The organism is Streptomyces sp. NPDC004732, assembly GCF_040609235.1.
In the GTDB taxonomy this organism is placed as follows: Bacteria; Actinomycetota; Actinomycetes; order Streptomycetales; family Streptomycetaceae; genus Streptomyces.
This window is the reverse complement of sequence record NZ_JBEXJR010000002.1, coordinates 916,684-941,944: the sequence shown is the minus strand read 5'-3', so window position 1 is coordinate 941,944 and position 25,261 is coordinate 916,684. Positions and strand designations below refer to the sequence as shown.

Below are 25,261 nucleotides of genomic sequence, written 5' to 3'. Positions count from 1 at the left end.
GCATCCTTCGGACTACCGCTGATTCGGCCGGAGGCAGGACGAGACCGGCCGATCCGGGGCCGATGGTGGACGCATGAGAGAAATCATCGGCATCGTCGGTTGGATCGTCGGCATTCAGGGCGCGCTCGGGATCGTCGGACGCATGTTCGGCGACGAGCCTTGGGGCGCACTGAAGATCTGGTGGGACGTGCCCACGCCCCTCTACGCCGCGCTCGCCGTGGTGGGCGCGGCGCTCGCGGCCTATGGAGAGGCCGCCAAGAAGCGCCGGAAGGCACACGCCTGACCCCGGCAGCCATGGAGACGGCTGCGGGAGGCGGCTACGCGATGTGGTCTTCCATGAGCTCGTTGTCCAGGCGGGCCGTGAACCGGTCCATGTAGTTGTTCAGCTCGCGGGACTGGAGGCGCAGCCCGAAGGCCGCCTCCGCGTTCGCCGCGAACGCACCCGGGGTCGGCATGCCCTCTCCCTCTATCGAGTGCCGGAACACCTGGTACAGGTCCTCGTCGGAGGGGGCGGGGGCGTGTGCGGGGCCCGGAGCGGGGGCGGACTCCTGCTGGGGGGTGCCCTCTATGCCGTCGCCGAGCGGGCGGGTGCCGCCTGCGCCGTTCGGCACGGGGAACTGTTCCTGGTGCGGCTGCGGCTGCGGCTGTTGTTCCTGCTGCGCGTACGGCTGCTGCATCTGCTGCGGCTGCTGCGGCTGCTGTTCCTGCGGGTACTGGCCGCCGTCGGGTGCCTGCTGCCGTTCCTGTTCCGCGTACCACTCGTCGTACGGGGCCACCGGTTCGTACGACGCGTTGTGCGCCGAGAACCAGGGGCTCGCGTGGTTGTCCACCGGGAGGGTTTCTTCCGGGGCCGGGGCCGGGGCCTGGGCCGGAGCAGGCGCCGCAGCCGTGGGGGCCGGGTCCTGGGCGGGTGCGGGTGAGGGCTCGGGCTCAGGCTCGGGCCCCGCCGTCAGCTGCGGCTGGGGCGGCTGGTCGACCGTCTTCGTCATGGGGATCGCCGGGGCGGGCGGGAGCAGGACCGGCTCGATGCCCGCGGCCGCGAGGCCCGCCGGGGCGGTCTCGGCGAGCGGGACGCCGAAGCGGGCCAGGCGCAGCGGCATCAGCGACTCGACGGGTGCCTTGCGGCGCCAGCCGCGGCCGAAGCGGGCCTGCAGGCGGGCCTGGTAGACGAGGCGTTCCTGTTCGAGCTTGATGACCTGCTCGTAGGAGCGCAGCTCCCACAGCTTCATGCGGCGCCACAGCTTGAACGTCGGGATGGGGGAGAGCAGCCAGCGGGTGAGGCGCACGCCCTCCATGTGCTTGTCGGCGGTGATGTCCGCGATCCGGCCGACCGCGTGCCGGGCCGCCTCGACGGCGACGACGAAGAGCACCGGGATCACCGCGTGCATGCCCACGCCCAGCGGGTCGGGCCAGGCCGCCGCGGCGTTGAACGCGATGGTCGCCGCCGTGAGCAGCCACGCCGTCTGGCGCAGCAGCGGGAAGGGGATGCGGAGCCAGGTCAGCAGGAGGTCCAGGGCGAGCAGGACGCAGATGCCCGCGTCGACGCCGATGGGGAAGACCACCGAGAAGCCGCCGAACCCCTTCTCCTCGGCGAGTTCGCGCACGGCCGCGTACGACCCGGCGAAGCCGATCCCGGCGATGACGACCGCTCCGGCGACGACCACTCCGATGAGTATCCGGTGCGTGCGTGTCAGCTGCATCGCGGCCACCCGCGAACCCCTCCCTGTGCAAGGCCTGTGTCGGCTTGTAGCGGCTTGTGACGACTTGCGGTGGCTTGTGATGCCGACCTGACGCCGTATTGCGAGCGACAGCCTGGCACATGCGTGCGGAAGGCTGTGTGCCGGTACGCCAGGAGCCCGGCCCGTGAGGGGCCGGGCTCCTTCAACTTGCCTGGTGAGGGCGCGAGTTGACCGACGAGCGTCAGGACTTGCTGCTGTCGCTCTTCTTCTTGTCGTCGGACTTGGCGTCGTCCGACTTGGTGTCAGCCGCCTTCTTGTCCTCGGACTTGGCGCCGTCGGACTTCTTGTCGTCGGCCTTCTCGTCGGGCTTCGGCTTGTCGCTCGCGTCGGACGGGGCCTTGCCGCCGCCCTTGTTGGCCGCGACGACCGCGTCGGCGGCCTCCTTCGCGGCCTTCTGCGCGTCCTTGCCCAGCTTGCCCGCGTCCGGAGCCTTGTCGCCCGCGAGGCCCGCGCCGTTGAGGTCGACGGTGATGACGGCGTTCTCCACGCGCGTCACGAACGTCTGCTGCTTGAAGGTGTCCTTGTCCTTCTTCAGGTCGTACCGCACGAGCGTCGCCTGCTGGCCGACGCCCTGCACCGGCTCCACCTTGACGCTCTTCGCGTCCTTCGTCGCCTGGGCGTCGGCGACCTGCTTGGCGAAGCTGTCCTGTGCGCGCTTGGCACCGCTGCCGAGCGAGGCGTCCGACTCGAAGCGCATCAGCGAGACGCGCAGCCAGCGGAACTGCGAGCCGTCCACGCCGTTGTTGTCGAGGCTGTCCCAGGAGCAGCTGCCGCGCAGCGTCGTGTCGCTGGACGTGCCGGCCTTGCCGGACTTGTCCTTCGCCTTCGGCACGAGCTCATCGAGCGTCTTCTTCGACAGGACGTCGCAGGGCTCGGGAAGCTTGGCGTACGCGGCCTTCTCCACGCTCGCGGCCTTGTCGCCGGACTTGGCCGAGGCGGAGGCCTTGGCGCCCGAGTCCTTCTTCGCGCCGTCGGATCCGGAGTCGGAGCCGGAGTCGGAGGAGCAGCCGGCGACGAGGATCACCGGTACGGCGGCCGCGCAGACGAGGAGGCGGCTGCGGAGCTGTCGCTTTCGCTGTGCAGGTCGGTGCATGGTTCCTTCACTCACTCTGTTCGTCTCGTGACGTCCAGTACGTCTCGTGACGTCGTCGGGTCCGGGGGGCCACGGTACGCGCATGGGACGGCGGACGACTCCGCTTCACGGGACCGGGGCCCCCGCCCGAGTCCGCTCCGGCCACCCGCTACTCGTTGAACTCCCCGGCCAGCATGTCGGCCAGTTCCTGCGCTTTGTCCTGCATTTCCTTGCTGTCGGGGACGTCCGTGCGACGGCCGGGCTGCTCGTCGTACTCGATGGTCACGATGACGTTCGACGTGCGGAACACCACAGTCACGGTGCGGTGACGGGAGGCCGATGCGGCGGTGGTGAGGGCGTCGTCGAGGAAGGCCTCGTCGCCGAGGTCGGGGAGGGTGCGGGGCTCCAGGCCGGGGGGCGGGGTGACGGGCTCGTCGTCGGCGCCGTCCTGCCCCGCCCCGGCGCCCTTCGTCCCTTCCGTCCCCTTCTCGTCCTGGTCGCTGCCCTTGTCGCTGCTCTTGCGGCTGCCCTTGTCGTCGTCGGCCCTGGCGTTCTTGCCGCCCTGAGGCTTGTCCCCGGCCTGGGAGGCGCCGCCCTTGCCGTCGCCACCCTTGTCCGTGCCCTTGTCCTCACCCTCGCCCTCGTCCTCGCTCTCCGTGGGTGAGCCGGACGGGCGGGAGAGGCCCGCTTCCCGCAGCTTCGTCGCGTAGACCTCCGCGGCGCGGGCGTCGTCGCTGACCGTGCCGTCGTACGACACGACGCGCTCGAAGTCGACGAGCAGGTGGTGGGAGGCGCCGGTCGACTCGACCTTCCAGTTGCAGCCCACGCGGCGGTCGGTGTCGTACGTCACCGTGGGCGTGCCCTCGTACGCCTTCTCGCGCTGCTCGACGTCCTCCATCTCCGGGATGCCGGGCAGCATGGCGTCGAGGGTGTCCTCGTCGACCTCGCCGCAGGGCTCCGGGAGCGTGCGGTACTTGCCGGGCTCCGCGGGAGCGTTCGAACTGCCGCTGCCGCCCGGCTTGGAGTCGTCGCTCTCGTCGCCGATGCCCGACGCGCCGGAGCAGCCGGTCAGCAGCGCCGCGAGGAGTGCGGCGACGCCCGGTACGCAGGCCTTGGCCCTCAGCTGCACCGTGATGGCTCCTCTCGCCTGGCTCTGCCTGGATATTGGGTTGCCGCTGGTGGGCGGCCGGTGGACACAATGTGTATCGCACGCGCTGCCGTGGACGCCGGTCCGTCACCCCTTTCGTTGACCTTGGCGCCGGTATTTGCGCTTCTAGGCTTGTAGTTGATTACGGGGGAATGAGGACGATATGTCGTATGTAGAGGTTCCCGGTGCAAAGGTACCGATCCGGATGTGGGCGGACCCTGCCTCGGTCGAGGAAGCGGCGATGCGCCAGCTCCAGAACGTGGCGACGCTGCCGTGGGTGGAGGGCCTGGCCGTCATGCCGGACGTCCACTTCGGCAAGGGCGCGACGGTCGGCTCGGTGATCGCCATGCGCGGCGCGGTCTGCCCGGCCGCGGTCGGCGTCGACATCGGCTGCGGCATGTCGGCGGTCAAGACGTCACTGACCGCAAATGACCTTCCGGGTGACCTCTCCCGGCTGCGGTCGCGGATCGAGCAGGTGATTCCGGTGGGGCGGGGCATGCATGACGACCCCGTCGAGCCGGGGCGCTTCCATGGGATGGCGACGGCGGGGTGGGACGACTTCTGGGGGCGGTTCGAGGGGATCGCCGAAACGGTCAAATTCCGTCATGAGCGTGCCTCGAAGCAGATGGGAACGCTCGGAGGGGGGAATCACTTCGTCGAGTTCTGTCTCGACGAGTCGGGTTCGGTCTGGCTGATGCTGCACTCCGGCTCCCGCAACATCGGCAAGGAACTGGCCGATCACCACATGGGCGTGGCCCAGCAGCTCGCGCACAACCAGGGCCTGGTCGATCGCGACCTCGCCGTCTTCATCGCGGACACCCCGCAGATGGCGGCGTACCGGAACGACCTCTTCTGGGCCCAGGAGTACGCGATGAAGAACCGCGCGATCATGATGGCGCTCTTCAAGGACGTGGTCCGCAAGGAGTTCAAGAAGGCCAAGCCGACGTTCGAGCAGGAGATCTCCTGCCACCACAACTACGTCAGTGAGGAGCGCTACGACGGGATGGACCTGCTGGTCACCCGGAAGGGCGCGATCCGTGCGGGCAGCGGTGACTACGGCATCATCCCGGGCTCGATGGGCACGGGATCGTACATCGTGAAGGGCCTCGGCAACGAGGCGTCCTTCAACTCGGCCTCGCACGGCGCCGGTCGGCGGATGAGCCGGGGTGCGGCGAAGCGTCGCTTCTCGACGAAGGACCTGGAGGAGCAGACGCGGGGCGTCGAGTGCCGCAAGGACTCGGGCGTCGTGGACGAGATCCCGGGCGCGTACAAGCCGATCGAGCAGGTCATCGACCAGCAGCGGGACCTCGTCCAGGTCGTGGCGAAGCTGAAGCAGGTCGTCTGCGTGAAGGGCTGACGGGCGTCCTCACTTCGCGTGCTTCACCGCGTAGATCATGATGAACGCGACGATGTGGATGCCGAAGAGGAAGTACGCCAGGTACCACCACACCAGGCGTTCGTTCTTTGCCTCTTCGGCCAGGGCGCGGGCCTCGTGTTCGTGGGTGAGGCGTTCCAGGGGGTCGGGGGAGTCGGCTGAGTACGCGGGGCGGCCGGGGTCGTCGCCGGGGAGTCTCATCGTCACGACTCCCTGTGGACCTTGCTGTTGGAGGCCTGGGCGCGCGGGCGGACCACCAGGAGGTCGATGTTGACGTGCGGCGGGCGCGTGACCGCCCAGGTGATCGTGTCCGCCACGTCGTCCGCGGTGAGCGGCTCGGCGACGCCCGCGTAGACCTTCGCGGCCTTGTCGGTGTCGCCGCCGAAGCGGGTCAGGGCGAACTCGTCCGTCTTGACCATGCCGGGGGCGACCTCGATGACGCGGACCGGGGTGCCGACGATCTCCAGGCGGAGGGTCTCGGCGAGGACGTGCTCGGCGTGCTTGGCGGCCACGTAACCGCCGCCGCCCTCGTACGTGCCGTGCCCGGCGGTCGAGGAGAGGACGACCACCGTGCCGTCGCCGCTCGCGGTGAGTGCGGGCAGCAGGGCCTGCGTGACGTTCAGCGTGCCGATGACGTTCGTCTCGTACATCTGGCGCCACTGGGTCGGGTCGCTGGTGGCGACGGGGTCCGCGCCCAGCGCGCCGCCCGCGTTGTTCACCAGGACGGCGATCTTGCGGAAGGCGGTGGCGAACTCGTCCACGGCCGCACGGTCGGTGACGTCCAGCGCGTACGCGACCGCGTCGTGCCCGGCGTCGGTGAGCTCGGCGGCGAGCGCCTCGATGCGGTCCTTGCGGCGCGCGGTGAGGACGACGCGGTAACCGGCGGCTGCGAGGCCGCGGGCGGTGGCGGCTCCGATGCCGCTGCTCGCGCCGGTGATGATCGCGATGCGGGTGGCGGCTGCGGCGGTCATGGGGCGCTCCTCGGGCAGGGGTTCGGTGGGCCTGTGGGCCGGTCCACCCGCCAGGATATGCGGGGCGTTCAGCGGCCTCGCGGCGCGTACATGATCACGGCCATTCCCATGAGACAGATCAGCGCTCCGGCGACGTCCCACCGGTCGGGCCGATAGCCGTCCGCGACCATGCCCCAGACGATCGACCCCGCCACGAAGATCCCGCCGTACGCGGCGAGGATGCGGCCGAACTCGGCGTCGGGCTGGAGCGTGGCCACGAAGCCGTAGATGCCGAGCGCGATCACGCCCGCGCCGATCCAGGCCCAGCCCTTGTGCTCGCGCACGCCCTGCCAGACGAGCCACGCGCCGCCGATCTCGAAGAGTGCGGCGAGGACGAAGAGTGCGGCGGAGCGGGCGATGAGCATGGTCAACAGGGTGGCATGCGGTGTTCTTGCGGGGGCGCAGTGGCATGTATCGGGGCAATAGGTGCGGTTTCGGTCGGTGTGGTGTGGCGTGGTGGAGGCTGGTGTGCGGGTTCCTCGGCTGACTGTGGTGGTGGCTGCTGTGGTGGCTGCTGTGGTGAGTGTGGTCGTTGGTGCGGGGGGCGCGGTGGGTGCGGGGGTCGGTGCGGGCGGCGTCGTTGCCGGGGGCGGTGGGCGTGAGGTCGACCTTGCCTTTCACGGGGACGTGACCCTGCGCGCGGGCGTCGTGCGGGTGCGGTTCGTGCCGCGGAACCACGGGCCTTCCGACCTGGCCGACGCCACCGTGCGGCTGCGCTGGTCGCTGCCGCTCGCGGACGTGCGGCGGCTGCCCGTGGGGTGTCTGCGGCCGGGCGGGGGCGGGGTGCTGTGCCGCACCGGTGCGCTGGACGCGGGGAGCGTGGGGGAGCCCGTCGAGATCGTGGCGCGGGTGGCGGGGAAGCCCTCCGAGGTGCGGGTGCTGATCGGTACGGAGTGGAGCGGCGGGGCCGTGGACCGCAATCCGCGGAACAACGAGCAGTCGGTGCTGGCCCTCGATACGGGGGACGTCTATTACTTCTGACGGTTTACGGCTGACGGCTTGCGGCCTCCTTCTGAACGCCGTGAATGTGTGCGTCGTACGCTTGCTGTTCGACGCAGATATCTGCCTCCTGGAGGAGCGTTTCCGTCATGGCGAAGAGCGAGAAGGCGGCGCGGGAGAACACGTCCGGGGGGCGGCGCGGGCTGCTGATGAGTGAGCTGTCCGTCGAGTCCCGGCGCTACATGGCCTCGTACGCCCTCTTCAACCAGGCCGTCGCCGACCATCTCGCACTGCACCCCACCGACGTGCAGTGTCTGAACCTGCTCGGCCTGGAGGGCGGCCCGGTCACCACCGGCCGGGTCGCGGAGCTGACCGGCCTGACGACGGGCTCGGCGACGCGGCTCGTCGACCGCCTGGAGAAGGCGGGCTACGTCGTACGCGAACGGGACACCGCCGACCGGCGGCGGGTGCTCGTCGCGACGGTGCCGGAGAAGGTCGCCGAGTTCGGGCGGATGTGGGGGAAGCTGAGCGGCGGCTGGTACGAGCTCTTCGAGGGGCTCGACGACGATGAACTGGCGCTGCTCATCGGCCATATGAGGCGCACGGTGGAGTTCAGCGGGGCGCAGGTGGAGCGGATCAGGGGCGGGGAGCTGGACGGCTGACCGCTGGTGGTGCGGTTGATCGTCGGTGGTGCCGGTGGCCGTCGCTGGCCGTCGGTGGCCGTCGGTGGTGCCGGTCGCCGTCAGTGATGCTGCGTGTCCGGCGCCTTGCGCGGCAGCAGCCCTACGAGGGGGCAGCAGAGCAGGGTGACGCCCGCGACCACGGCGAGGCTGACCGTCATGGCGTGGCCCGGGCCGCCGTCCGCGGTCTGGAAGAAGACGGTGGTGACCGTGGCCGCGCCGATGGCGTTGGCGAGCTGCTGCACCGCGCTCAGCGAACCGCTCGCGCTGCCCGCCTCCTCCTGGGCGATGTCGCCGATCGTGACGTCGTAGACGGTGCCGAAGCAGGTGCCCATGCCGAGGCCGATGACGAGCAGCGGCGGGACGAGGGCCCAGGTGCTGGTTCCCGTGCCGGTGGCGGCGGTCTGGGCGAGGAGCCAGCCGGTGCCGGTGAGGGTGATGAGCAGGCCCGCGAGGACGAGGGTGCGGCCGAATCTGCCGATGAGTCCGTAGCAGGCGATCGACGCGACGACGATGCCGACGGAGAGGGGGAGCAGGCCGAGCGCGGTGTCGGAGGGGGAGCGTTCGAGGCCCTGCTGCAGGAACAGCGAGATGACGTAGAGCAGTCCGGAGACTGCGGCGAAGAAGAAGACGCCGAGCACCAGGCCCGATGTGAAGCCGCGGTTGTGCAGCAACGAGGGCTGGATCAACGGGTTCCGGGCGGTGGTCTGGCGTCGGCAGAAGAGGGCGAAGGCGGCGAGACCGGCCGCGATGAGGAGGGCGGGGGCGGCGGTCCAGCCGTTGGCGGAGCCCTCGATGAGGCCGGAGAGCAGTCCGAGCATGGTGACGGCGAGGAGCGCGGAGCCGAGGCCGTCGATGGAGGTGGCGGGGTCGCCGTCGTCCTTGGGGAGGAGGCGCGCGGCGGCCAGCAGGGCCGCGCCGCCGAGCACGAGGTTGATCAGGAACATGGGGCGCCAGCCGAGGCCGCCGAGGTCCGCGTCGATGAGGAATCCGGCGAGTACGGGTCCTCCGACGGCGGAGAGTCCCATGACGGGGCCGAACAGGCTGAAGGCCTTGCCGATCTGTTCGCGGGGCCAGGTGGCGCCGAGGATGCCGAAGCCCTGCGGGATGACGAGGGCGCCGAACGCGCCCTGTGCGAGGCGGGCGGCGACGAGGGTCCCGGGGGTGGGGGCGAGGCCGCAGGCGAGCGAGGCGAGCGTGAAGCCGGTGAGGCCGACGAGGAAGAGCCGGCGGCGCCCGTACTTGTCGCCGAGGCGGCCGCCGAGGACGAGCAGGACGCCCAGGGCCAGCGCGTAGGAGGCGCCGAGCCACTGGATCAGGGCGGGGCCGCCGTCGAGGTCGTGCGCGATGGCGGGGGCGGCGATGTTGGTGATGGTGGCGTCGACGAGGTCGAGGACGTCGGCGGCCAGGACGACGGCGAGGATGGCCCAGCGGTTTCTGGCGGGGACGCCTGGGGCGGACTGGTGGGTGTGGCTTTCGGTGAGCACGGGGTCCTTCGTTCCGGAGTTGCCGGGATGGAGGCAATCTCTGCGTTGCGCAGACATTGCGTGACGCAGGTAAATGTGAAGGAGGAGCCCAGCGGCTGTCAAGGCGATTTGCATGCCCCGTCGGGGGTGGAAAGGTCAGCTCGGGTTCAGGGTGACGCGCCAGTCGTTGCAGGCGTGCCAGTTGCCCTTGGGGTACTCGACGGTCGACTCGCCGCGCAGCGTGAAGCCCGCCTTGCGGCACACCCCGTTCGACGCGCCGTGGTCCGTCGCGGGGAACGCGTGCAGGTGGGCGTGGCGTCCTGCCGCCCGCGCCTTCTCGATCACGAGCCGCGCCGCGCCCGCCGCGACGCCCAGGCCCTGGAACTCGGGCAGCACGCCCCAGCCGGTCTCCCAGACGGACTCGCCCTGCCAGGTCGTCTCCCAGAACCCGATCGAGCCCGCGGTGCGGCCGTCCATCGTGATGCGGAACATCTGGCCCTTGTCGTCGAGCGCGAGATAGCGGCGGTGGCGGTCCGCGACCTTCTCCTCGGTCTCGGGGCCGCCCAGGTGCGCGGTCATCTCGGGGGTGTTGAGCCGCAGGAGCAGCGCAAGGCCGTCGTCCTCGGACCAGGGTTCAAGACGCATTTCCGGTGCCTGTGATGCCTGTGATCGCTCCATGGCCCCACGGTAGGCGGGGGGTCTGACAACGGCCCCGCAGGTCCGTGCCGTACGGGCGGGAATAGGTCGCGCAGCGCCCTCGTTCTGCAGGTATAGTTGAACCGTAAACAACCTGCGGAACCGCGGAGAGTGAGCCAGTCATGCAGTTCGGGATCTTCAGCGTCGGCGACGTCACCGCCGACCCGACCACCGGCCGCACCCCCACGGAGCGCGAGCGCATCAAGGCGATGGTCGCCATCGCCCTCAAGGCCGAAGAGGTCGGCCTCGACGTCTTCGCGACCGGCGAGCACCACAATCCGCCCTTCGTGCCCTCGTCCCCGACCACGATGCTCGGCTACATCGCCGCCCGCACCGAACGGCTCGTCCTCTCCACCTCCACCACACTCATCACCACCAACGACCCGGTGAAGATCGCCGAGGACTTCGCGATGCTCCAGCACCTCGCGGACGGCCGCGTCGACCTGATGATGGGCCGCGGCAACACGGGGCCCGTCTATCCGTGGTTCGGCAAGGACATCCGCCAGGGCATCAACCTCGCCGTCGAGAACTACGCGCTCCTGCGCCGCCTCTGGGACGAGGACGTCGTCACCTGGGAGGGCAAGTTCCGTACGCCGCTGCAGTCGTTCACCTCGACGCCCCGGCCGCTCGACGGCGTCGCGCCCTTCGTCTGGCACGGGTCGATCAGGTCCCCGGAGATCGCCGAGCAGGCCGCGTACTACGGAGACGGCTTCTTCCACAACAACATCTTCTGGCCCGCCGACCACACCAGGAAGATGGTCGAGCTGTACCGGTCGCGGTACGCGCACTACGGGCACGGCACGCCGGAGCAGGCGATCGTCGGGCTCGGCGGGCAGGTGTTCATGCGCAAGAACTCCCAGGACGCGGTGCGCGAGTTCCGCCCCTACTTCGACAACGCGCCCGTCTACGGACACGGGCCCTCGCTGGAGGAGTTCACCTCGCAGACCCCGCTCACCGTGGGCTCCCCGCAGCAGGTCATCGAGCGGACCCTGTCCTTCCGTGACGGCGTCGGGGACTACCAGCGGCAGCTGTTCCTGATGGACCACGCCGGGCTGCCCCTGAAGACCGTCCTGGAGCAGCTCGACATCCTCGGCGAGGAGGTCGTCCCCGTGCTGCGCGAGGAGTTCGCGAAGAACCGCCCGGCCGACGTACCGGACGCGCCCACGCACGCGGCACGCACCGCCACCGCTACCGCCACCGCCACCGCCCAGGAAGGGGTCACGGCATGAAGCTCGTCGTCGTATCGGCAGGCCTGAGCGTCCCCTCGTCCACGCGGCTGCTCGCCGACCGGCTCGCGGCGGCGGCCGCCGGACACCATTCCGACATGACAGCCGCGACCGACGTGACCGTCGAAGTGGTGGAACTGCGCGACCTCGCCGTCGAGATAGCCCAGAGCCTCACCACCGGGTTCCCCGGCCCCGCTCTGAGCACCGCGATCGACGCGGTGTCCGGCGCCGACGGCCTGATCGCCGTCACACCCGTCTTCTCCGCCTCCTACAGCGGGCTGTTCAAGTCCTTCTTCGACGCGGTGAGCGGGTTCGACAAGGACGCGCTGGCGGGGACGCCGGTCCTCGTCGCGGCGACGGGCGGCACGGCGCGGCACTCCCTCGTCCTGGACCACGCGCTGCGGCCCCTGTTCGCGTATCTGCGCGCCGTCGTCGTACCCACCGGGGTGTACGCGGCGTCCGAGGACTGGGGCGCGGAAGGGCTCGCGGAGCGGGTGGAGCGGGCGGGCGCGGAGCTCGCGCGGCTCATGCGGCCGGTGCCGGGCGGCCGGACCGCCCCCGGCTCCCTCGGGCCCGTCGTCCCCTTCGCGGAGCAACTCGCCGCGCTCGGCAGGGGGTAGGCAGGAGGTAGGGAGGGGGCAGGGCGGCAGAGAGCGACGCTCAGGGCCACACCAGGCAGTACGCCTGGTGGCCCGCGTCGTGCAGGCGGTGGCTGAAGTCCTGCCACTCGTTCAGGAGTTGGTACACGTTGAAGGCGTCGCGCGGGCCGCCGCGGTCGGGGACCGTGGACCAGATGAAGGCCGCGGCGCCCACCGACTCCTCGCCGATGCCGCGCAGCGGGTCGACGACGGTCATGGGGAGCTTCACCACGGCGTAGTCCGGGTGGAGGACGACCAGTTCGAGCGGCGGGACCTTGTGCAGGGGTATGCCCTCGATGCCGGTCAGGACCATCGCGGCCACCGTCTCCGGCTTGATCTTCGTGAACATCCCGCCCATGCCGAGCTCGTCACCGCCGAGCTCCTCGGGCCGCATCGAGATCGGCACGCGGGCCGCGGTCGCGCCGTCCGGGGCACCGAAGTACTTGTAGGTCACCCCCACCCCGCCACTCCTGCTGCTCACCCGGTCCCGCCGTGACTCACCCATCCCGTCGGACCCGCCGCGCGCCTGGTCGGGCGCCTGTGCCGGTTCCGCTTCCGCCTCGCGTCGGTGCTTGCCCCGCCGGGCACGCCGGGGGCCCAGGCCGTCGGTCCCCTCGCCCACTCCGCCACCGCGATGCATATCTCCACCCGACTGCTTTGCCAGGGCGGCACGGCCCTGTCTTTTCTAGGCCTCGCGGCCCCCGCCACGCAACCCGATCATCGTGTCAGTGACCTCCCCCACGTTCACCCGCTAAAACGTGGAGTGAAACACCTGTCCGCAGGATGTCCGGACCCTCTGACACCATGGCTCGTGTGAGCTTCCCGTATAGCGCCCCAGTTTCGCAGACTCTTTTCGACCGTGCGGCGGCCGTGACGCCCGGCGGTGTGAACTCTCCCGTGCGCGCGTTCCGCGCTGTGGGTGGTACGCCCCGTTTCATGGTGTCCGGTGCCGGTCCGTACCTGACTGATGCCGACGGCCGTGAGTACGTCGACCTCGTGTGCTCGTGGGGTCCGATGATCCTCGGGCACAGCCACCCCGAGGTGACCGCCGCCGTGCAGGAGGCCGTCTCGCGCGGCACCTCCTTCGGCACGCCCGGTGAGGGCGAGGTCGCGCTCGCCGAGGAGATCGTGGCCCGCATCGAGCCCGTCGAGCAGGTGCGGCTCGTCTCCAGCGGCACCGAGGCGACCATGTCCGCCATCCGTCTTGCGCGCGGCTTCACCGGCCGCGCCAAGGTGATCAAGTTCGCCGGGTGCTACCACGGGCACGTCGACGCGCTCCTCGCCGCGGCGGGCTCGGGCGTGGCGACGTTCGGGCTTCCGGACACCCCGGGCGTCACCGGTGCCCAGGCGGGCGACACCATCGTCGTCCCGTACAACGACATCGAGGCCGTGCACGAGGCCTTCCACAAGTACCCCGGTGAAATCGCCTGCGTCATCACCGAGGCGTCGCCGGGCAACATGGGCGTGGTGCCGCCGCGCCCCGGCTTCAACGAGGGCCTCAAGGCCGCCTGTGCCAAGAACGGCGCGCTGTACATCTCGGACGAGGTGATGACCGGCTTCCGTACGTCGAAGGCGGGCTGGTTCGGCGTGGACGGTGTGACGCCCGACCTGATGACCTTCGGCAAGGTCATGGGCGGCGGCTTCCCGGCCGCGGCCTTCGGCGGCCGCGCGGACGTCATGGCGCACCTCGCCCCGGCGGGCCCCGTCTACCAGGCGGGCACGCTGTCCGGTAACCCGGTCGCGACGGCCGCGGGCCTCGCGCAGCTGCGGCTCCTGGACGACGCGGCGTACGAGAAGGTGGACGCGGTCTCCGCGGAGCTCCGTTCGCTCGTGACGGAGGCGCTGGCCAAGGAGGGCGTCGCCCACCGGGTGCAGAACGCGTCGAACATGTTCTCCGTCTTCTTCGCCGACCGCGAGGTCCGCAACTACGAGGACGCGAAGGCGCAGGAATCCTTCCGCTTCACCGCGTTCTTCCACTCGATGCTGTCGCAGGGCGTCTATCTGCCGCCGTCGGCCTTCGAGTCCTGGTTCGTGTCCACCGCTCACGACGAGCGGGCCATCGAGCGGATCGCCGCCGCCCTGCCGGGTGCCGCGCGCGCGGCCGCGGAAGCCACGGAGGTCTCCGCATGACCGCCACCCCGGTGGGCGACGAGCTGACCGTCGTCCACGTGATGCGCCACGGCGAGGTGCACAACCCGGAGGGGATCCTGTACGGGCGGCTGCCCGACTACCACCTCTCCGAGCTGGGCCGGCAGATGGCCGACCGCGTCGCCGAGCACCTCTCCCAGCGCGACATCACGCATGTCGTCGCCTCGCCGCTGGACCGCGCCCAGGAGACGGCCACGCCGATCGCCAAGGCGCACGGCCTGGACCTCGCCACCGACGGGCGCCTCATCGAGGCGGGCAACGTCTTCGAGGGCAAGACCTTCGGGGTGGGCGACGGCGCGCTGAAGAACCCCGACAACTGGAAGCACCTCGTCAACCCCTTCAAGCCGTCCTGGGGCGAGCCGTACATCGAGCAGGTCGTACGGATGATGGGCGCCCTGGACGCGGCGAAGGACGCGGCCCGCGGGCACGAGGCGGTGTGCGTCAGCCACCAGCTGCCGATCTGGATCGTGCGCAGCTTCGTGGAGAAGCGGCGGCTGTGGCACGACCCGCGCAAGCGGCAGTGCACGCTCGCCTCGCTGACGACGTTCACCTACCGCGGCGACAAGATCGTCTCGGTCGGATATACCGAGCCCGCAAGGGATCTCGTGCCCGCGCATCTGCTCGCGGGTGCCAAGCCGGTGAAGGGTAAGGGCAAGGCATTCGGCGCTTGAGGGCACCCGCTTTCCCTTTCGGCCCCCCGGATTATCGACGTCGCGTAATCGCGCAGCGACTGTATGTCCCGTTCCGGTAAAACAACATAAATAACTGCGACTTACCGGAACCCCCGTGATCGTCGCGCCCTCTAAGTAGTCGTCCGTCTTGCAGGCAGATAGAGCAGGGCCGGACCCAAGGGCGCGACGAATGGGGATGGAATGCGCGACATCAGCCGCAGGGGAATGCTCGGAATCGGAGCCGGCACGGCCGCCGCTTTCGGGCTCGCTGCATGCGGCTCCGGCGGCGGCAGCGATTCGTCGGGGCCCGCGGGAAAGGCCGGGGACGAGCAGGGCGGCGCGGGCAAGCAGGCCGCCAAGCCGATCGGTGACGGGTCGACCGCCTACACCGGCAAGCAGCCCCACCAGCCGGGCAAGCCCGTTCCGCTGAAGCCGGGCGAGACGCCGCCGCAGTTCGTGATCTTCTCCTGGGACGGTGCGGGCGAAGTGGGGAACGGTCTGTTCCCGCGCTTTCTGAAGCTCGCCAAGGAGCACGACGCGCACATGACGTTCTTCCTCTCCGGGCTTTATCTGCTCCCGGAATCGAAGAAGCGCATGTACCGTCCGCCGAACAACGGCGTCGGCGCATCCGACATCGGATATCTCACCGACGGTCACATCAAGGACACACTGAAGTACGTCCGCGAGGCCTGGCTCGACGGCCATGAAATCGGCACGCACTTCAACGGGCACTTCTGCGCGGGCTCGGGTTCGGTCGCCAACTGGACGTCCGCACAGTGGCAGGACGAGATCGACCAGGCCAAGTCCTTTGTGAAGAAGTGGCGTACGAACACGGGCTGGACCGACCTGCCTTCGCTGCCCTTCGACTACGACAAGGAACTCGTCGGCGGCCGCACGCCGTGTCTGCTCGGCCAGGACAACCTGCTGCCGACGGCGAAGAAGCTCGGCTGGCGCTACGACGCGTCCTCGCCCGGCGGCCGCCAGCGCTGGCCCCAGAAGAAGATGGGCATCTGGGACCTGCCGCTGCAGGCCATGCCCTTCCCCGGGCACTCCTTCGAGGTCCTGTCGATGGACTACAACATCCTCGCCAACCAGTCGAAGAACTCGACGAAGGCTCCCTCGTACAACTACCCGGGCTGGCGCAAGCAGGCCACGGAGGCGTACATATCCGGGTTCAAGCGGGCCTACGAGAGCAACCGGGCGCCGTTCTTCGTCGGCAACCACTTCGAGGAGTGGAACGGCGGCATCTACATGGATGCCGTGGAGGAGGCCCTGAAGCACATCGCGGGCAAGAAGGACGTGCGCCTCGTCTCGTTCCGCCAGTTCGTCGACTGGCTCGACGTGCAGGACCCGAAGGTCCTCGCCAAGCTCCAGGGCCTTGAGGTCGGCCAGCAGCCCGCGGGCGGCTGGAAGAGCCTCTGAGGCTGCTCCCGGCCGCTCTGAAGAGCGGACTTCGTTCGGTGGAGGGGGTGCGGAAGATCCGCGAAATGGACATGCGAAACTTTTCACATGAGTGTTGCCTGCCGTGCCCCACACCGCATCGATAGCAGCAGTCACCGTCGCAGTCGTGCCGCCCTGCTCACCGCAGGTGCCGCCGTCGCCGCGCTGACACTGTCCGCCTGCAGCTCCGGCGGCACGTCCGGCGGTTCCGGAAACACCAACTTCGTCGCCGGGTCCGACGGCATCGCGACCGTCAAGAAGGCGGACCGCAAGGCGAACCCGTCGCTCGACGGCGAGACCCTCGACGGCAAGAAGCTGAACATCGCCGAGGACTACAAGGGCAAGATCGTAGTCATCAACGTCTGGGGATCCTGGTGCGCGCCGTGCCGGGCCGAGGCGCCGAACTTCGTGAAGGTCGCCGCGGACACGAAGGCCAAGGGCGTCGAGTTCGTCGGGATCAACACGCGTGACCCCGAGCGGGGCCCCGCGATCCAGTTCGAGAAGGAACACAAGGTTCCGTACCCGAGCCTGCACGACCCGAGCGGGAAGCTGATGCTGCGCTTCCCCAAGGGCTCGCTCAACCCGAACTTCATCCCCTCCACGCTCGTCGTCGACCGGGACGGGAAGATCGCGGCCCGCTCGCAGCAGCCGCTGGACGAAGAGAAGCTGCGGAAGATGATCGACCCCGTGCTCGCGGAGAAGTGATGTCGACGCTCGCGGCCATCAGCGGCCCGAACCAGACCGTTCTGAGCGGGGCCCTGCTCCTCGCGATCCCGGTCGCGGTGCTCGGCGGGCTCGTCTCCTTCTTCTCACCGTGCGTCCTGCCGCTGGTGCCCGGCTATCTGTCGTACGTCACCGGGGTCAGCGGCCAGGACCTCGGCGAGGCGCGGCGGGGCCGGATGGTCGCGGGTGCCGGTCTCTTCGTGGCCGGGTTCACCGTGGTGTTCGTCTCGGCCACCGTCTTCTTCGGTGCCCTGGGGCGCACGCTCAGGGAGCACCAGAGCACCATCAACACGACGCTCGGCGTGGTGATGATCGCGCTCGGGCTCTTCTTCATGGGGCTCATGCCGTGGCTCACCCAGCGCGAGTTCCGCTTCCACAAGCGGCCCGCCGTCGGGCTGGCCGGAGCACCGATAGTGGGTGCCCTCTTCGCCGTCGGCTGGACGCCGTGCATCGGCCCGACCCTCGCCTCGGTGGTCGCCCTGTCCGCGGACGGCGGCAACGCGCAGCGGGGTGCCATCCTCGGTGTCGCGTACTCTCTGGGGCTCGGTATTCCGTTCATCCTCGCGGCGGTGGCCTTCCGCAAGACGCTCGGCGCGTTCGGCTGGGTGAAGCGGCACTACGTCTGGGTGATGCGCATCGGCGGCATCATGATGATCGCGACCGGCCTGCTCCTCGTCACCGGCGCATGGGACAGCATCGTGCAGGAGATGCAGGTCTGGACCAACGGCTACACGGTGGGGATCTGATCCATGAGCAAGACCGAAGCTCCCGAGGGAACGCCCGAAGCTCCCGAGGGCACGACCGAGACCAGTGAGGACAGCGACCTCGGTGCCGCGGGCGCCAAGCTGTCGACCGCCCCACGGGAGCGCGAAGAGCCGCCCAACATGCCACGCCTCGGCGTCATCGGCTGGGTGCGCTGGTTCTGGCGGCAGCTCACCTCGATGCGGGTCGCGCTGATCCTGCTCCTGATGCTCTCCCTCGGCGCCATCCCGGGCTCGCTGATCCCGCAGAACAACGTCGACGAGCTCAAGGTCCAGGACTTCATGGACCGGCACACCACGCTCGCTCCGCTCTACGACAAGCTGCAGCTCTTCGACGTCTACAGCTCGGTGTGGTTCTCCGCGATCTACATCCTGCTCTTCGTCTCCCTCATCGGCTGCATCGTGCCCCGCACCTGGCAGTTCGTCGGCCAGCTCCGCGGCCGCCCGCCGGGCGCCCCCAAGAAGCTGACCCGGCTGCCCGCGTACACGACGTGGCGCACCGACGCCGAGCCCGAGCAGGTGCACGAGACCGCGCTCGCGATGCTCAAGCAGCGCCGCTTCCGCGCCCACACCGCGGGCTCCGGCGCGGGCAGCTCCGTCGCCGCGGAGAAGGGCTACCTGCGCGAGGCGGGCAACCTGCTCTTCCACATCGCGCTGATCGTGATGCTGATCGCGTTCGCCGCCGGACAGCTCTTCAAGTCCGAGGGCGGCAAGCTGGTGATGGAGGGCGACGGCTTCGCCAACACCCTCAGCCAGTACGACGACTTCAAGTCCGGCAGCCTCTACGACACCGACGACCTGGCACCCTTCAGCTTCAAGCTCGACAAGTTCGTCGGTACGTACCAGGAGAAGGGCCCCAACCGCGGCACGGCCCGCACCTACCGCGCGGACGTCACCTACAGCGAGGGCCCCGACGGCGCCGAGAAGAAGAAGTCCATCGAGGTCAACGAGCCGCTGGACGTCGACGGCTCGAAGGTCTACCTGATCGGCCACGGCTTCGCCCCCGCCGTCACCGTCCGCGACGGCAAGGGCAAGGTCGTCTACCGGGCGTCCGTGCCGGTGCTGCCCATCGACCAGAACGGCACCGCGACCGGCGCCATCAAGGTCATGGACGGCTACCGCGACAAGAACGGCAAGTCCGACCAGCTCGGCTTCAACGCCTTCTTCGTGCCGACCTTCGCGGGCGTCGGCAAGGGCCAGATGTTCTCGCAGTTCCCCGCCGCGAAGTACCCGGTCCTCGCCCTGTCCGCGTACCACGGCAGCCTGGGCGTCAATTCCGGTGTCCCGCAGAACGTGTACCAGCTCGACACCCGCAAGATGACGAAGTTCAAGGACGCCAAGGGCGAGCTGCTCAAGCAGCGGCTGCGCCCCGGCGAGACCATGAAGCTCCCCAACGGGGCCGGCTCGATCACCTTCGAGAAGGACCTCAAGGAGTGGGCGACCTTCCAGATCTCCCAGCAGCCCGGCACCAAGTGGGCGCTGGCCGGTGCGATCGGCGCCGTCCTGGGTCTCGCGGGATCCCTGTTCATCCAGCGCCGCCGCGTGTGGGTGCGGGCGGTCAGGGGCGCCGACGGCGTCACCGTCGTCGAGATGGCGGGCCTCGGCCGCAGCGAGTCCGCGAAGGTTCCCGAGGAGCTCTCCCAGCTCGCCGCCCAGCTGCACGACACGGCGCCGACCGCATCCGGGCACGACCCGGACGCGGAAGCCGCATCCGATGCCGACCACGACTCCGACGTTGTACCTGCCGAAGGGGCTGAGAAGTGAATCTCGCCACCACCCTGGCCGCCGAGCCCAACGAGAACCTCGCGCACATCAGCAATGTGCTGATCTACTCCGCGATGGCCGTCTACCTCCTGGCGTTCTTCGCGCACATGGCGGAGTGGCTCTTCGGCAGCCGCAGCAAGGTCGCCCGCACGGCGGCCGCGCTCACCACGGGCAAGACCGCCGAGGCCGCGGCCGCACCCGCCGTCACCGCCCAGGCCAAGGGCGGCACGGCGACGCTGGAGCGGCCCAAGGTCGTCACCCGGTCCGTGGCCGGTACGCGTGACGTGCCGGACGGGCCCGGCGCTTCGGCGGGCGACGAGAAGGGGGACCTCTACGGCCGCATCGCCGTGTCCCTCACGGTCCTCGCCTTCCTGCTCGAATTCGGCGGCGTGCTCACCCGCGCCCTGTCGGTGCAGCGCGCGCCGTGGGGCAACATGTACGAATTCAACATCACCTTCTCCACCGTCGCCGTCGGTGTGTACCTGGTGCTGCTGACGCTGAAGAAGCCCATCGCCTGGCTCGGCCTCCCCCTGGTCACCTCGGTCCTCCTGGACCTCGGTCTCGCCGTCACCGTCCTGTACACCGACAGCGACCAGCTGGTGCCCGCCCTCCACTCGTACTGGCTGTGGATCCACGTCTCCACCGCGATCTTCTGCGGTGCGGTCTTCTACGTCGGGTTCGTCTCGACGATGCTCTACCTCTTCCGGGACAGCTACGAGTCGAAGCTGTCGAGCGGCGGACAGCCCGGCAAGTTCGCCACCTCCGTCCTGGAGCGGCTCCCCTCGGCGGCCTCGCTCGACAAGTTCTCGTACCGCCTGAACGCCGCGATCTTCCCGCTCTGGACGTTCACGATCATCGCGGGCGCGATCTGGGCGGGCGACGCGTGGGGCCGCTACTGGGGCTGGGACCCCAAGGAGGTCTGGTCCTTCATCACGTGGGTCGCGTACGCCGGTTACCTGCACGCCCGCGCCACCGCGGGGTGGAAGGGCCGCAAGGCCGCCTACCTGGCCCTGATCGCCTTCGGCTGCTGGCTGTTCAACTACTACGGCGTGAACATCTTCGTCACCGGCAAGCACTCGTACGCGGGGGTCTGACCCTCCCGTACCGCCGTTGCCGTTCGAAGCCGGTTCCCGTGACCCAGGTCACGGGAACCGGCTTCTTTCGTACGGACAGGTAGGGGGCGTGGAGACGAATCAGGGGGAACTTCAGGAACAGCGGGAGCGGCACCGGGCCCTGCGCACGCGGATCAGGGACGGTGACGCGGACGCCTTCGGCGAGCTCTTCGACGCCTGCGCCCGCTCCGTCTACAACCACGCCTACCGCCTCACCGGGGACTGGGCGCAGGCCGAGGACATCGTGTCCCTGACCTTCCTCGACGCCTGGCGGCTGCGCGGCAGGATCGACGCGGACGGCGGCTCGCTGCGGCCCTGGCTGCTCGGCGTCGCCACCAACGTCACCCGCAACACGCGCAGGGCCGCACGCAGGCACGCCGCCGCCGTCGCGCGGCTGCCGCGGGACGAGGTGGTCGGCGACTTCGCGGACGAGCTCGCCGGGCGCATCGACGACGAGGAGCAGCTCGCCCTCGTCCGCACGGCACTGGCCGAACTGCGCCGCGCCGAGCGCGAGGTGCTCGCGCTGTGCGTCTGGTCGGGGCTCGACTACGTCTCCGCGGCGGCCGCGCTCGGCATCCCGGTCGGCACGGTGCGCTCCCGGCTCTCCCGGGCCCGGGCAAAACTCGCAAAAGCCTTGGAACCATCCAAGAGACGCGGACAGGTAAGAGGTGACCGCACCACCGCGGTCGGGCCCATCGAGGAGGGAAACCGATGACCGATTTTCCCGAGCGCGACCTTCCGCCGGGCCGTCATCACCTGCTCAAGGAGCACCTGTTGACCGAGATCCGGCAGAACGCGGCCACTGCGGCCGTGCCGAAGAGGAACGCCAAGATCTGGTTCCGGCCCGCGCTGGCCGCGGGAGCGGTCGCCGCGGCCGTCGCGGCGGGCGTCCTGGTCGCCTCGCCGTTCGGCGACCAGGCGGCGCAGGCGGGACCGCCGTCCAAGGAGACCGTGCGGATGCTGGAGCAGATCGCCGCGGCGGCGGAGAAGCAGCCCGCGCCCAAGGGGCTGCGCGACGACCAGTTCGTCTACATCAGGACCAAGGAGCGGTACATGGAGACGGGCAGCGACGAGACGGCCCGCATCCAGCCCCTGCACGTCCGGGAGTACTGGGAGTCCGTGGATGGCAGGCACACGGAGGTGGTGGACGACCGCGTCGACGGCTTCGACCACGAGCGCATGCCTCCGGACCTGCCCCTGGTGGAGGGCGACTCGCACTACCGCAGCCTGCAGAAGCTGCCGACCGACCCGGTCAACATGCGGGACTGGCTGTACCGGGTGGCCTCGGGCGGCGAGAGCAAGGACCAGAACGCGTTCGTGCTCGTCGGCGACCTCGTCGGCGGTCTGATGCCCCCGAAGCAGGCCGCGGCGCTCTACCTCGCCGCGTCGAAGATCCCCGGCGTCGAGGTGCGCCAGGACGCGGTGGACGCGGCGGGCCGCCACGGTGTGGCCATCACCAGGGAGAACGACGGCGAGCGGCAGGAGCTGATCTTCGACAAGGAGACCAAGCAGTTCCTGGGCGAGCGGCAGGTGGCGGCCGAGGACCTGCCGACGGGCTTCAAGGAGGGCACGGTCACCGGTCACAGCGCCGTCCTGGAGCGCGTCGTGGTCGACAAGGCGGGCCGACGACCGTAAGGACGCCCGTAAGGGCGCCTGTGGGTACTACGCGGGTACGTACGCGAGTACGCACGTGTCACGCGTGCGGAACCGCCCCCGCCGGGCCAGGCTTGTGCCATGACCGCGACGATCGGACAGGGCACGAGCCGGACCGGGGCCGGGGGCGCCACCCAGCACCTGCACTTCGAGCTGCACCTTCCCCACCCTGTGGACAAGGTCTGGGCGGCGGTGGCCACCCCCGGCGGACTGCCGGGCTGGCTCGCCGCCGCCGACGTGTTCGAGCCCCGGCTCGGCGGCGCGGTCACGCTGCGCTGGCTCAACGGAGAGGCGGACGCCACCCACTCCGGGCACGTCACGGCGTGGGACCCGAGCGTGGTCGCCGAGTACACGATCGACCTGCACGGCCGGTGCCGGTTCCACCTCGAACCCGCGGGGGAGTCCGGCACCACGCTGCGCTTCACCAACGAGTTCGACGGCGACGACGCGCTGCGCCTCGACTGCCTCGCCGGATGGCACGACCACTTCGAGCTCCTCGTGGCGGCGCTGGAGGGCCGTCCCGAGGACTGGTCGACGTGGCGCCCGGACCGCTGGCGTGCGCTGCGGGAGTCGTACGCGGAGGTCAGGCGCTGACCCGCAGGAGCAGCTTGCCGGTCGTCGTGCGCCCGCCCATGAGGCGGTGCGCCTCCGCGGCCTCCGACAGCGGGAACTCCGCGGTGACCGGCAGGTCGAGCGTGCCGTCGGCGACCAGGCCGAAGGCGCGTCCGGCGATCGCGCGCAGCTCCTCGGGGGCGGTCCGCGCCAGCGTCAGGATCGAGAACGCCGAGACCGTGGTGGCCCCGGGGAAGAGCTCGGTCTGGCCGACGCGCCACGGCTCGGCGGCGCTCGCGTTGCCGAAGGAGACCAGACGGCCGAAGACGGCGAGCGCGGCGAGCCCGTCGCGGAACGTGTCGCCGCCGACCGGGTCGAGCACGAGGTCGACGCCGCGGCCGCCGGTGGCGCGGCGGGCGTCGTCGGCGAAGGCGTCGCCCACGAAGACCTCGTCGTAACCGTGCTTCAGGGCGTACTCGGCCTTGGCCGCGCTCGACACGACGCCGAACACCCTGGCCCCCGCCGCCTTCGCCAACTGGCCGACGACGGTGCCCACGCCGCCCGCCGCGCCCTGCACGAGCACGGTCTCGCCGGACCGGAGGCGGCCCACCTCGTGGACCAGGGCGTGCGCCGTCGGCAGCACGGTGGGGAGGGTGGCTGCGGTCCGCAGGCCGACGCCGTCGGGGAGCGGGAAGACGGTGTCGGCGGCCGCGACGGCAACCTCCGCGTAGGCGCCGCCCGCGGTGAGGGCGGCGACCTCCTGGCCGGGCCGGAGCCCCTGGACGCCCGCGCCGACAGCGCGGACGCGGCCGGAGACCTCAAGGCCCGGCACGAAGGGCAGAGCGGGCACGCGGTACCCCTCGGCGCGGGCCTTCAGGTCGGCGAAGTTCACTCCCGTGTAGGCGACGTCGACGGTGATCTGGCCGGGGCCGGGCTCCGGCACGGCAGTGTCCACGACGTGGAGGACCTCGGGTCCGCCGGTCCGCTCGAACTGGACTGCGCGCATGGCTGTGCCGCCTCTCCCACAACTGTTCAACGAAAAGCGAACACTCCGGAGTGTATGGTTTTCATCGAACACCAGGCAAGGCGGTCCGCCAGGACGGCAAGGACCGGAGCGAGGAGCAGGCATGACGAGCCATCGCGCGGCGCCGGTGCATACGCACCCCGACGACGTCTCCGTGCAGACCGCGCTCGCCGCGCTGGCCGATCCCGTACGCCTTTACCTGGTCAGGGAGTTGGCGTCCAGCGACGACTGGACGCGGGCCTGCGGCAGCTTCGACGTCGCCGTCGGGAAGGCCGCGCTGAGCCACCACTTCACGGCGTTGCGCGCCGCGGGCCTGGTCGAGCAGCGCGACGAGGGGGCCCGCCGCGTCAACCGCCTGCGCCGCCCGGAGTTCGAGACCCGCTTCCCCGGCCTCCTCGCTCTGGTGCTGCGCGGCGACTAGAGCTTGTCAGAAGGGCCCTGGCCCTCCGCCACCGTGATCGCGTCCAACTGCCCCCGCAGATACACGTGCGAGTCGATGCCCCGGACGTCCGTACCCGGATCGCACTCGTAGAAGTACACCAGCGACATCAGTTCCTCCGCGGGCAGCTCCGCGGGCGGCGGCAGGACACGATGGCGGCCCGACTGCCAGCGGCCGCCGGTCCAACGCGCCATCAGATCACCGATGTTGACCGTGAACGCCGCCGGGTCGAACGGCGCGTCCTGCCAGCCGTCCTCCTCCGTGAACACCTGCAGCCCGCCCCGCCCCGCCTGCCGGTCGAGGACCGTGACCGTGCCGAAGTCGGTGTGCGGGCCGATGCGGAACTGGCCCGGCTCCGGTTCGCCCACGGTCTCCCGCCCCGGATACCAGTTGATGTTGAAGCCCCAGGTGGGGTGCGCGGTGTGCCGGGTGAAGAAGTCCTCGCCCTCGCCGAGCGCCACGCCGAGGAGTTCGAGGAGGCGGTCCGAGAGCGACCGCATCTCCCGCAGATACGTCTGCACGAGGGCCCGCAGCTCCGGCGCCTCCTCCGGCCAGGTGTTCGCCGCGAACCACTCCGCGTCCACGGCCGCGTCCCCGGTCGGCTCGTCCGCCGCGAAGGACAGCGACTCCTTGAGGTCGGGGGGAGCGGCCGTGCCCTCCGCGTAGCTGTTGGCCTCGGCGCCGGGCCCCAGCCAGCCGCGGTCGCCGACCTTCACCGCATACGGCCGCTTCGCCTGCTCCGGGAGCCGGAAGAAGCCGCGTGCCGAGGACCGGATCGCCGTGCGCAGCGCCGGATCGACGCCGTGCCCGGTCACCAGGAGGAACCCGGCGGTCCGCAGGGCCCCGTCGACGGTCCGCGCCGTCCGCGCACGGGCCTCGGGGTCGCCGGAGAGCCACGGCCGCAGGTCGACCGTCGGGATGCGCGATGCGTTGCTCATGCCTGCCATCGTGCCCACCAGGGCCCCCGGTCAGGCCTCATCGACAGC

Annotated in this window: 28 protein-coding genes; 17 read left to right on the top strand and 11 right to left on the bottom strand. The window is 70.3% G+C overall.

Translation table 11 applies throughout. The features are described from left to right. The first annotated feature begins 73 nt into the window (after positions 1–73). On the top strand, positions 74–283 hold the full coding sequence (locus ABZV77_RS08980) for a hypothetical protein (RefSeq protein ID WP_356252199.1): 210 nt from the start codon (positions 74–76) through the stop codon (positions 281–283). A 34-nt stretch (positions 284–317) separates the two neighbouring features. Here ABZV77_RS08980 and ABZV77_RS08975 read toward each other — a convergent pair whose 3' ends face one another. From ABZV77_RS08975 to ABZV77_RS08965, 3 genes are all read right to left on the bottom strand, one after another. After that, complete coding sequence (locus tag ABZV77_RS08975; protein WP_356252196.1) at positions 318–1,700, bottom strand: DUF2637 domain-containing protein; 1,383 nt, start codon at positions 1,698–1,700, stop codon at positions 318–320. Positions 1,701–1,920: 220 nt separating this feature from the next. Next, positions 1,921–2,832, bottom strand: coding sequence for a DUF3558 family protein (locus ABZV77_RS08970; protein ID WP_356252193.1), 912 nt, complete (start codon positions 2,830–2,832; stop codon positions 1,921–1,923). Between the two features lie 148 nt (positions 2,833–2,980). Further along, positions 2,981–3,934, bottom strand: coding sequence for a DUF3558 domain-containing protein (locus tag ABZV77_RS08965; RefSeq protein ID WP_356252428.1), 954 nt, complete (start codon positions 3,932–3,934; stop codon positions 2,981–2,983). A gap of 187 nt (positions 3,935–4,121) precedes the next feature. Here ABZV77_RS08965 and ABZV77_RS08960 point away from each other — a divergent pair, with 187 nt between their 5' ends. After that, positions 4,122–5,315 carry an RtcB family protein gene (locus ABZV77_RS08960; protein WP_356252190.1) on the top strand — a complete coding sequence of 398 codons (1,194 nt, stop codon included), beginning with the start codon at positions 4,122–4,124 and terminating at the stop codon, positions 5,313–5,315. 9 nt (positions 5,316–5,324) lie between these two features. Here ABZV77_RS08960 and ABZV77_RS08955 read toward each other — a convergent pair whose 3' ends face one another. The 3 genes from ABZV77_RS08955 to ABZV77_RS08945 form a co-directional block, all read right to left on the bottom strand. Beyond that, the gene (locus ABZV77_RS08955) at positions 5,325–5,534 is read right to left on the bottom strand and encodes a hypothetical protein (protein ID WP_356252426.1); all 210 of its coding nucleotides are present in this window, start codon (positions 5,532–5,534) and stop codon (positions 5,325–5,327) included. A 2-nt stretch (positions 5,535–5,536) separates the two neighbouring features. After that, on the bottom strand, positions 5,537–6,304 hold the full coding sequence (locus tag ABZV77_RS08950; protein ID WP_356252187.1) for an SDR family NAD(P)-dependent oxidoreductase: 768 nt from the start codon (positions 6,302–6,304) through the stop codon (positions 5,537–5,539). Between the two features lie 68 nt (positions 6,305–6,372). After that, positions 6,373–6,708 (bottom strand): YnfA family protein, encoded by a 336-nt coding sequence (locus ABZV77_RS08945; protein ID WP_356252184.1) that lies wholly within the window; start codon positions 6,706–6,708, stop codon positions 6,373–6,375. A gap of 262 nt (positions 6,709–6,970) precedes the next feature. On the opposite strand from ABZV77_RS08945, the gene ABZV77_RS08940 reads away from it, so the two are divergent. Next, on the top strand, positions 6,971–7,324 hold the full coding sequence (locus ABZV77_RS08940; protein WP_356252181.1) for a hypothetical protein: 354 nt from the start codon (positions 6,971–6,973) through the stop codon (positions 7,322–7,324). Between the two features lie 107 nt (positions 7,325–7,431). Beyond that, positions 7,432–7,944: a MarR family winged helix-turn-helix transcriptional regulator gene (locus tag ABZV77_RS08935; RefSeq protein ID WP_356252178.1), complete on the top strand. Its 513-nt coding sequence runs from the start codon at positions 7,432–7,434 to the stop codon at positions 7,942–7,944. Positions 7,945–8,024: 80 nt separating this feature from the next. Here the strand turns inward: ABZV77_RS08935 and ABZV77_RS08930 are convergent, their stop codons facing one another. Both ABZV77_RS08930 and ABZV77_RS08925 read right to left on the bottom strand, forming a co-directional pair. Further along, complete coding sequence (locus ABZV77_RS08930; RefSeq protein WP_356252175.1) at positions 8,025–9,449, bottom strand: MFS transporter; 1,425 nt, start codon at positions 9,447–9,449, stop codon at positions 8,025–8,027. Between the two features lie 135 nt (positions 9,450–9,584). Beyond that, positions 9,585–10,073, bottom strand: a complete 489-nt coding sequence (locus tag ABZV77_RS08925; protein ID WP_356252172.1) for a GNAT family N-acetyltransferase — start codon at positions 10,071–10,073, stop codon at positions 9,585–9,587. A 173-nt stretch (positions 10,074–10,246) separates the two neighbouring features. Here ABZV77_RS08925 and ABZV77_RS08920 point away from each other — a divergent pair, with 173 nt between their 5' ends. Both ABZV77_RS08920 and ABZV77_RS08915 read left to right on the top strand, forming a co-directional pair. Beyond that, entirely contained in the window at positions 10,247–11,353 is a 1,107-nt protein-coding gene (locus ABZV77_RS08920; protein ID WP_356252169.1) for an LLM class flavin-dependent oxidoreductase, read from the top strand. After that, positions 11,350–11,970, top strand: coding sequence for a CE1759 family FMN reductase (locus ABZV77_RS08915; RefSeq protein ID WP_356252166.1), 621 nt, complete (start codon positions 11,350–11,352; stop codon positions 11,968–11,970). The genes ABZV77_RS08920 and ABZV77_RS08915 overlap by 4 nt, the downstream gene beginning before the upstream one ends. A 40-nt stretch (positions 11,971–12,010) precedes the next feature. On the opposite strand, the gene ABZV77_RS08910 is transcribed toward ABZV77_RS08915, so the two are convergent. Further along, positions 12,011–12,628 (bottom strand): hypothetical protein, encoded by a 618-nt coding sequence (locus tag ABZV77_RS08910; protein WP_356252163.1) that lies wholly within the window; start codon positions 12,626–12,628, stop codon positions 12,011–12,013. A gap of 164 nt (positions 12,629–12,792) precedes the next feature. Between ABZV77_RS08910 and hemL the strand changes: the two genes are divergently transcribed. The 10 genes from hemL (at position 12,793) to ABZV77_RS08860 (ending at position 22,854) form a co-directional block, all read left to right on the top strand. Next, positions 12,793–14,118 carry a glutamate-1-semialdehyde 2,1-aminomutase gene (gene hemL / locus ABZV77_RS08905; RefSeq protein WP_356252160.1) on the top strand — a complete coding sequence of 442 codons (1,326 nt, stop codon included), beginning with the start codon at positions 12,793–12,795 and terminating at the stop codon, positions 14,116–14,118. Then, a complete protein-coding gene (locus ABZV77_RS08900; protein ID WP_356252157.1) occupies positions 14,115–14,807 on the top strand; it encodes a histidine phosphatase family protein in 693 nt (230 codons plus the stop codon). The genes hemL and ABZV77_RS08900 overlap by 4 nt, the downstream gene beginning before the upstream one ends. Before the next feature lie 201 nt (positions 14,808–15,008). After that, on the top strand, positions 15,009–16,229 hold the full coding sequence (locus ABZV77_RS08895) for a hypothetical protein (RefSeq protein ID WP_356252154.1): 1,221 nt from the start codon (positions 15,009–15,011) through the stop codon (positions 16,227–16,229). A gap of 87 nt (positions 16,230–16,316) precedes the next feature. Continuing rightward, positions 16,317–16,952 (top strand): TlpA disulfide reductase family protein, encoded by a 636-nt coding sequence (locus ABZV77_RS08890; protein WP_356252151.1) that lies wholly within the window; start codon positions 16,317–16,319, stop codon positions 16,950–16,952. Next, positions 16,952–17,716 carry a cytochrome c biogenesis protein CcdA gene (locus ABZV77_RS08885; RefSeq protein ID WP_356252148.1) on the top strand — a complete coding sequence of 255 codons (765 nt, stop codon included), beginning with the start codon at positions 16,952–16,954 and terminating at the stop codon, positions 17,714–17,716. Before ABZV77_RS08890 ends, ABZV77_RS08885 begins: the two co-directional genes overlap by 1 nt. A 3-nt stretch (positions 17,717–17,719) precedes the next feature. Next, entirely contained in the window at positions 17,720–19,495 is a 1,776-nt protein-coding gene (locus ABZV77_RS08880; RefSeq protein ID WP_356252145.1) for a cytochrome c biogenesis protein ResB, read from the top strand. Continuing rightward, positions 19,492–20,589: a c-type cytochrome biogenesis protein CcsB gene (gene ccsB / locus ABZV77_RS08875; protein WP_356252142.1), complete on the top strand. Its 1,098-nt coding sequence runs from the start codon at positions 19,492–19,494 to the stop codon at positions 20,587–20,589. The genes ABZV77_RS08880 and ccsB overlap by 4 nt, the downstream gene beginning before the upstream one ends. 88 nt (positions 20,590–20,677) lie before the next feature. Further along, positions 20,678–21,322 (top strand): RNA polymerase sigma factor, encoded by a 645-nt coding sequence (locus tag ABZV77_RS08870; RefSeq protein WP_356252139.1) that lies wholly within the window; start codon positions 20,678–20,680, stop codon positions 21,320–21,322. Next, entirely contained in the window at positions 21,319–22,242 is a 924-nt protein-coding gene (locus ABZV77_RS08865; RefSeq protein ID WP_356252136.1) for a CU044_5270 family protein, read from the top strand. Before ABZV77_RS08870 ends, ABZV77_RS08865 begins: the two co-directional genes overlap by 4 nt. A gap of 99 nt (positions 22,243–22,341) precedes the next feature. Next, positions 22,342–22,854, top strand: coding sequence for an SRPBCC domain-containing protein (locus ABZV77_RS08860; RefSeq protein ID WP_356252133.1), 513 nt, complete (start codon positions 22,342–22,344; stop codon positions 22,852–22,854). Here ABZV77_RS08860 and ABZV77_RS08855 read toward each other — a convergent pair. Continuing rightward, positions 22,844–23,818: a zinc-binding dehydrogenase gene (locus tag ABZV77_RS08855; protein WP_356252130.1), complete on the bottom strand. Its 975-nt coding sequence runs from the start codon at positions 23,816–23,818 to the stop codon at positions 22,844–22,846. The two genes, ABZV77_RS08860 and ABZV77_RS08855, sit on opposite strands and share 11 nt — an antisense overlap. Before the next feature lie 121 nt (positions 23,819–23,939). On the opposite strand from ABZV77_RS08855, the gene ABZV77_RS08850 reads away from it, so the two are divergent. Beyond that, on the top strand, positions 23,940–24,257 hold the full coding sequence (locus ABZV77_RS08850; protein ID WP_356252127.1) for a transcriptional regulator: 318 nt from the start codon (positions 23,940–23,942) through the stop codon (positions 24,255–24,257). Here ABZV77_RS08850 and ABZV77_RS08845 read toward each other — a convergent pair. Then, a complete protein-coding gene (locus ABZV77_RS08845; protein WP_356252124.1) occupies positions 24,254–25,213 on the bottom strand; it encodes a 2-oxoglutarate and iron-dependent oxygenase domain-containing protein in 960 nt (319 codons plus the stop codon). The two genes, ABZV77_RS08850 and ABZV77_RS08845, sit on opposite strands and share 4 nt — an antisense overlap. Between the last annotated feature and the right edge of the window lie 48 nt (positions 25,214–25,261).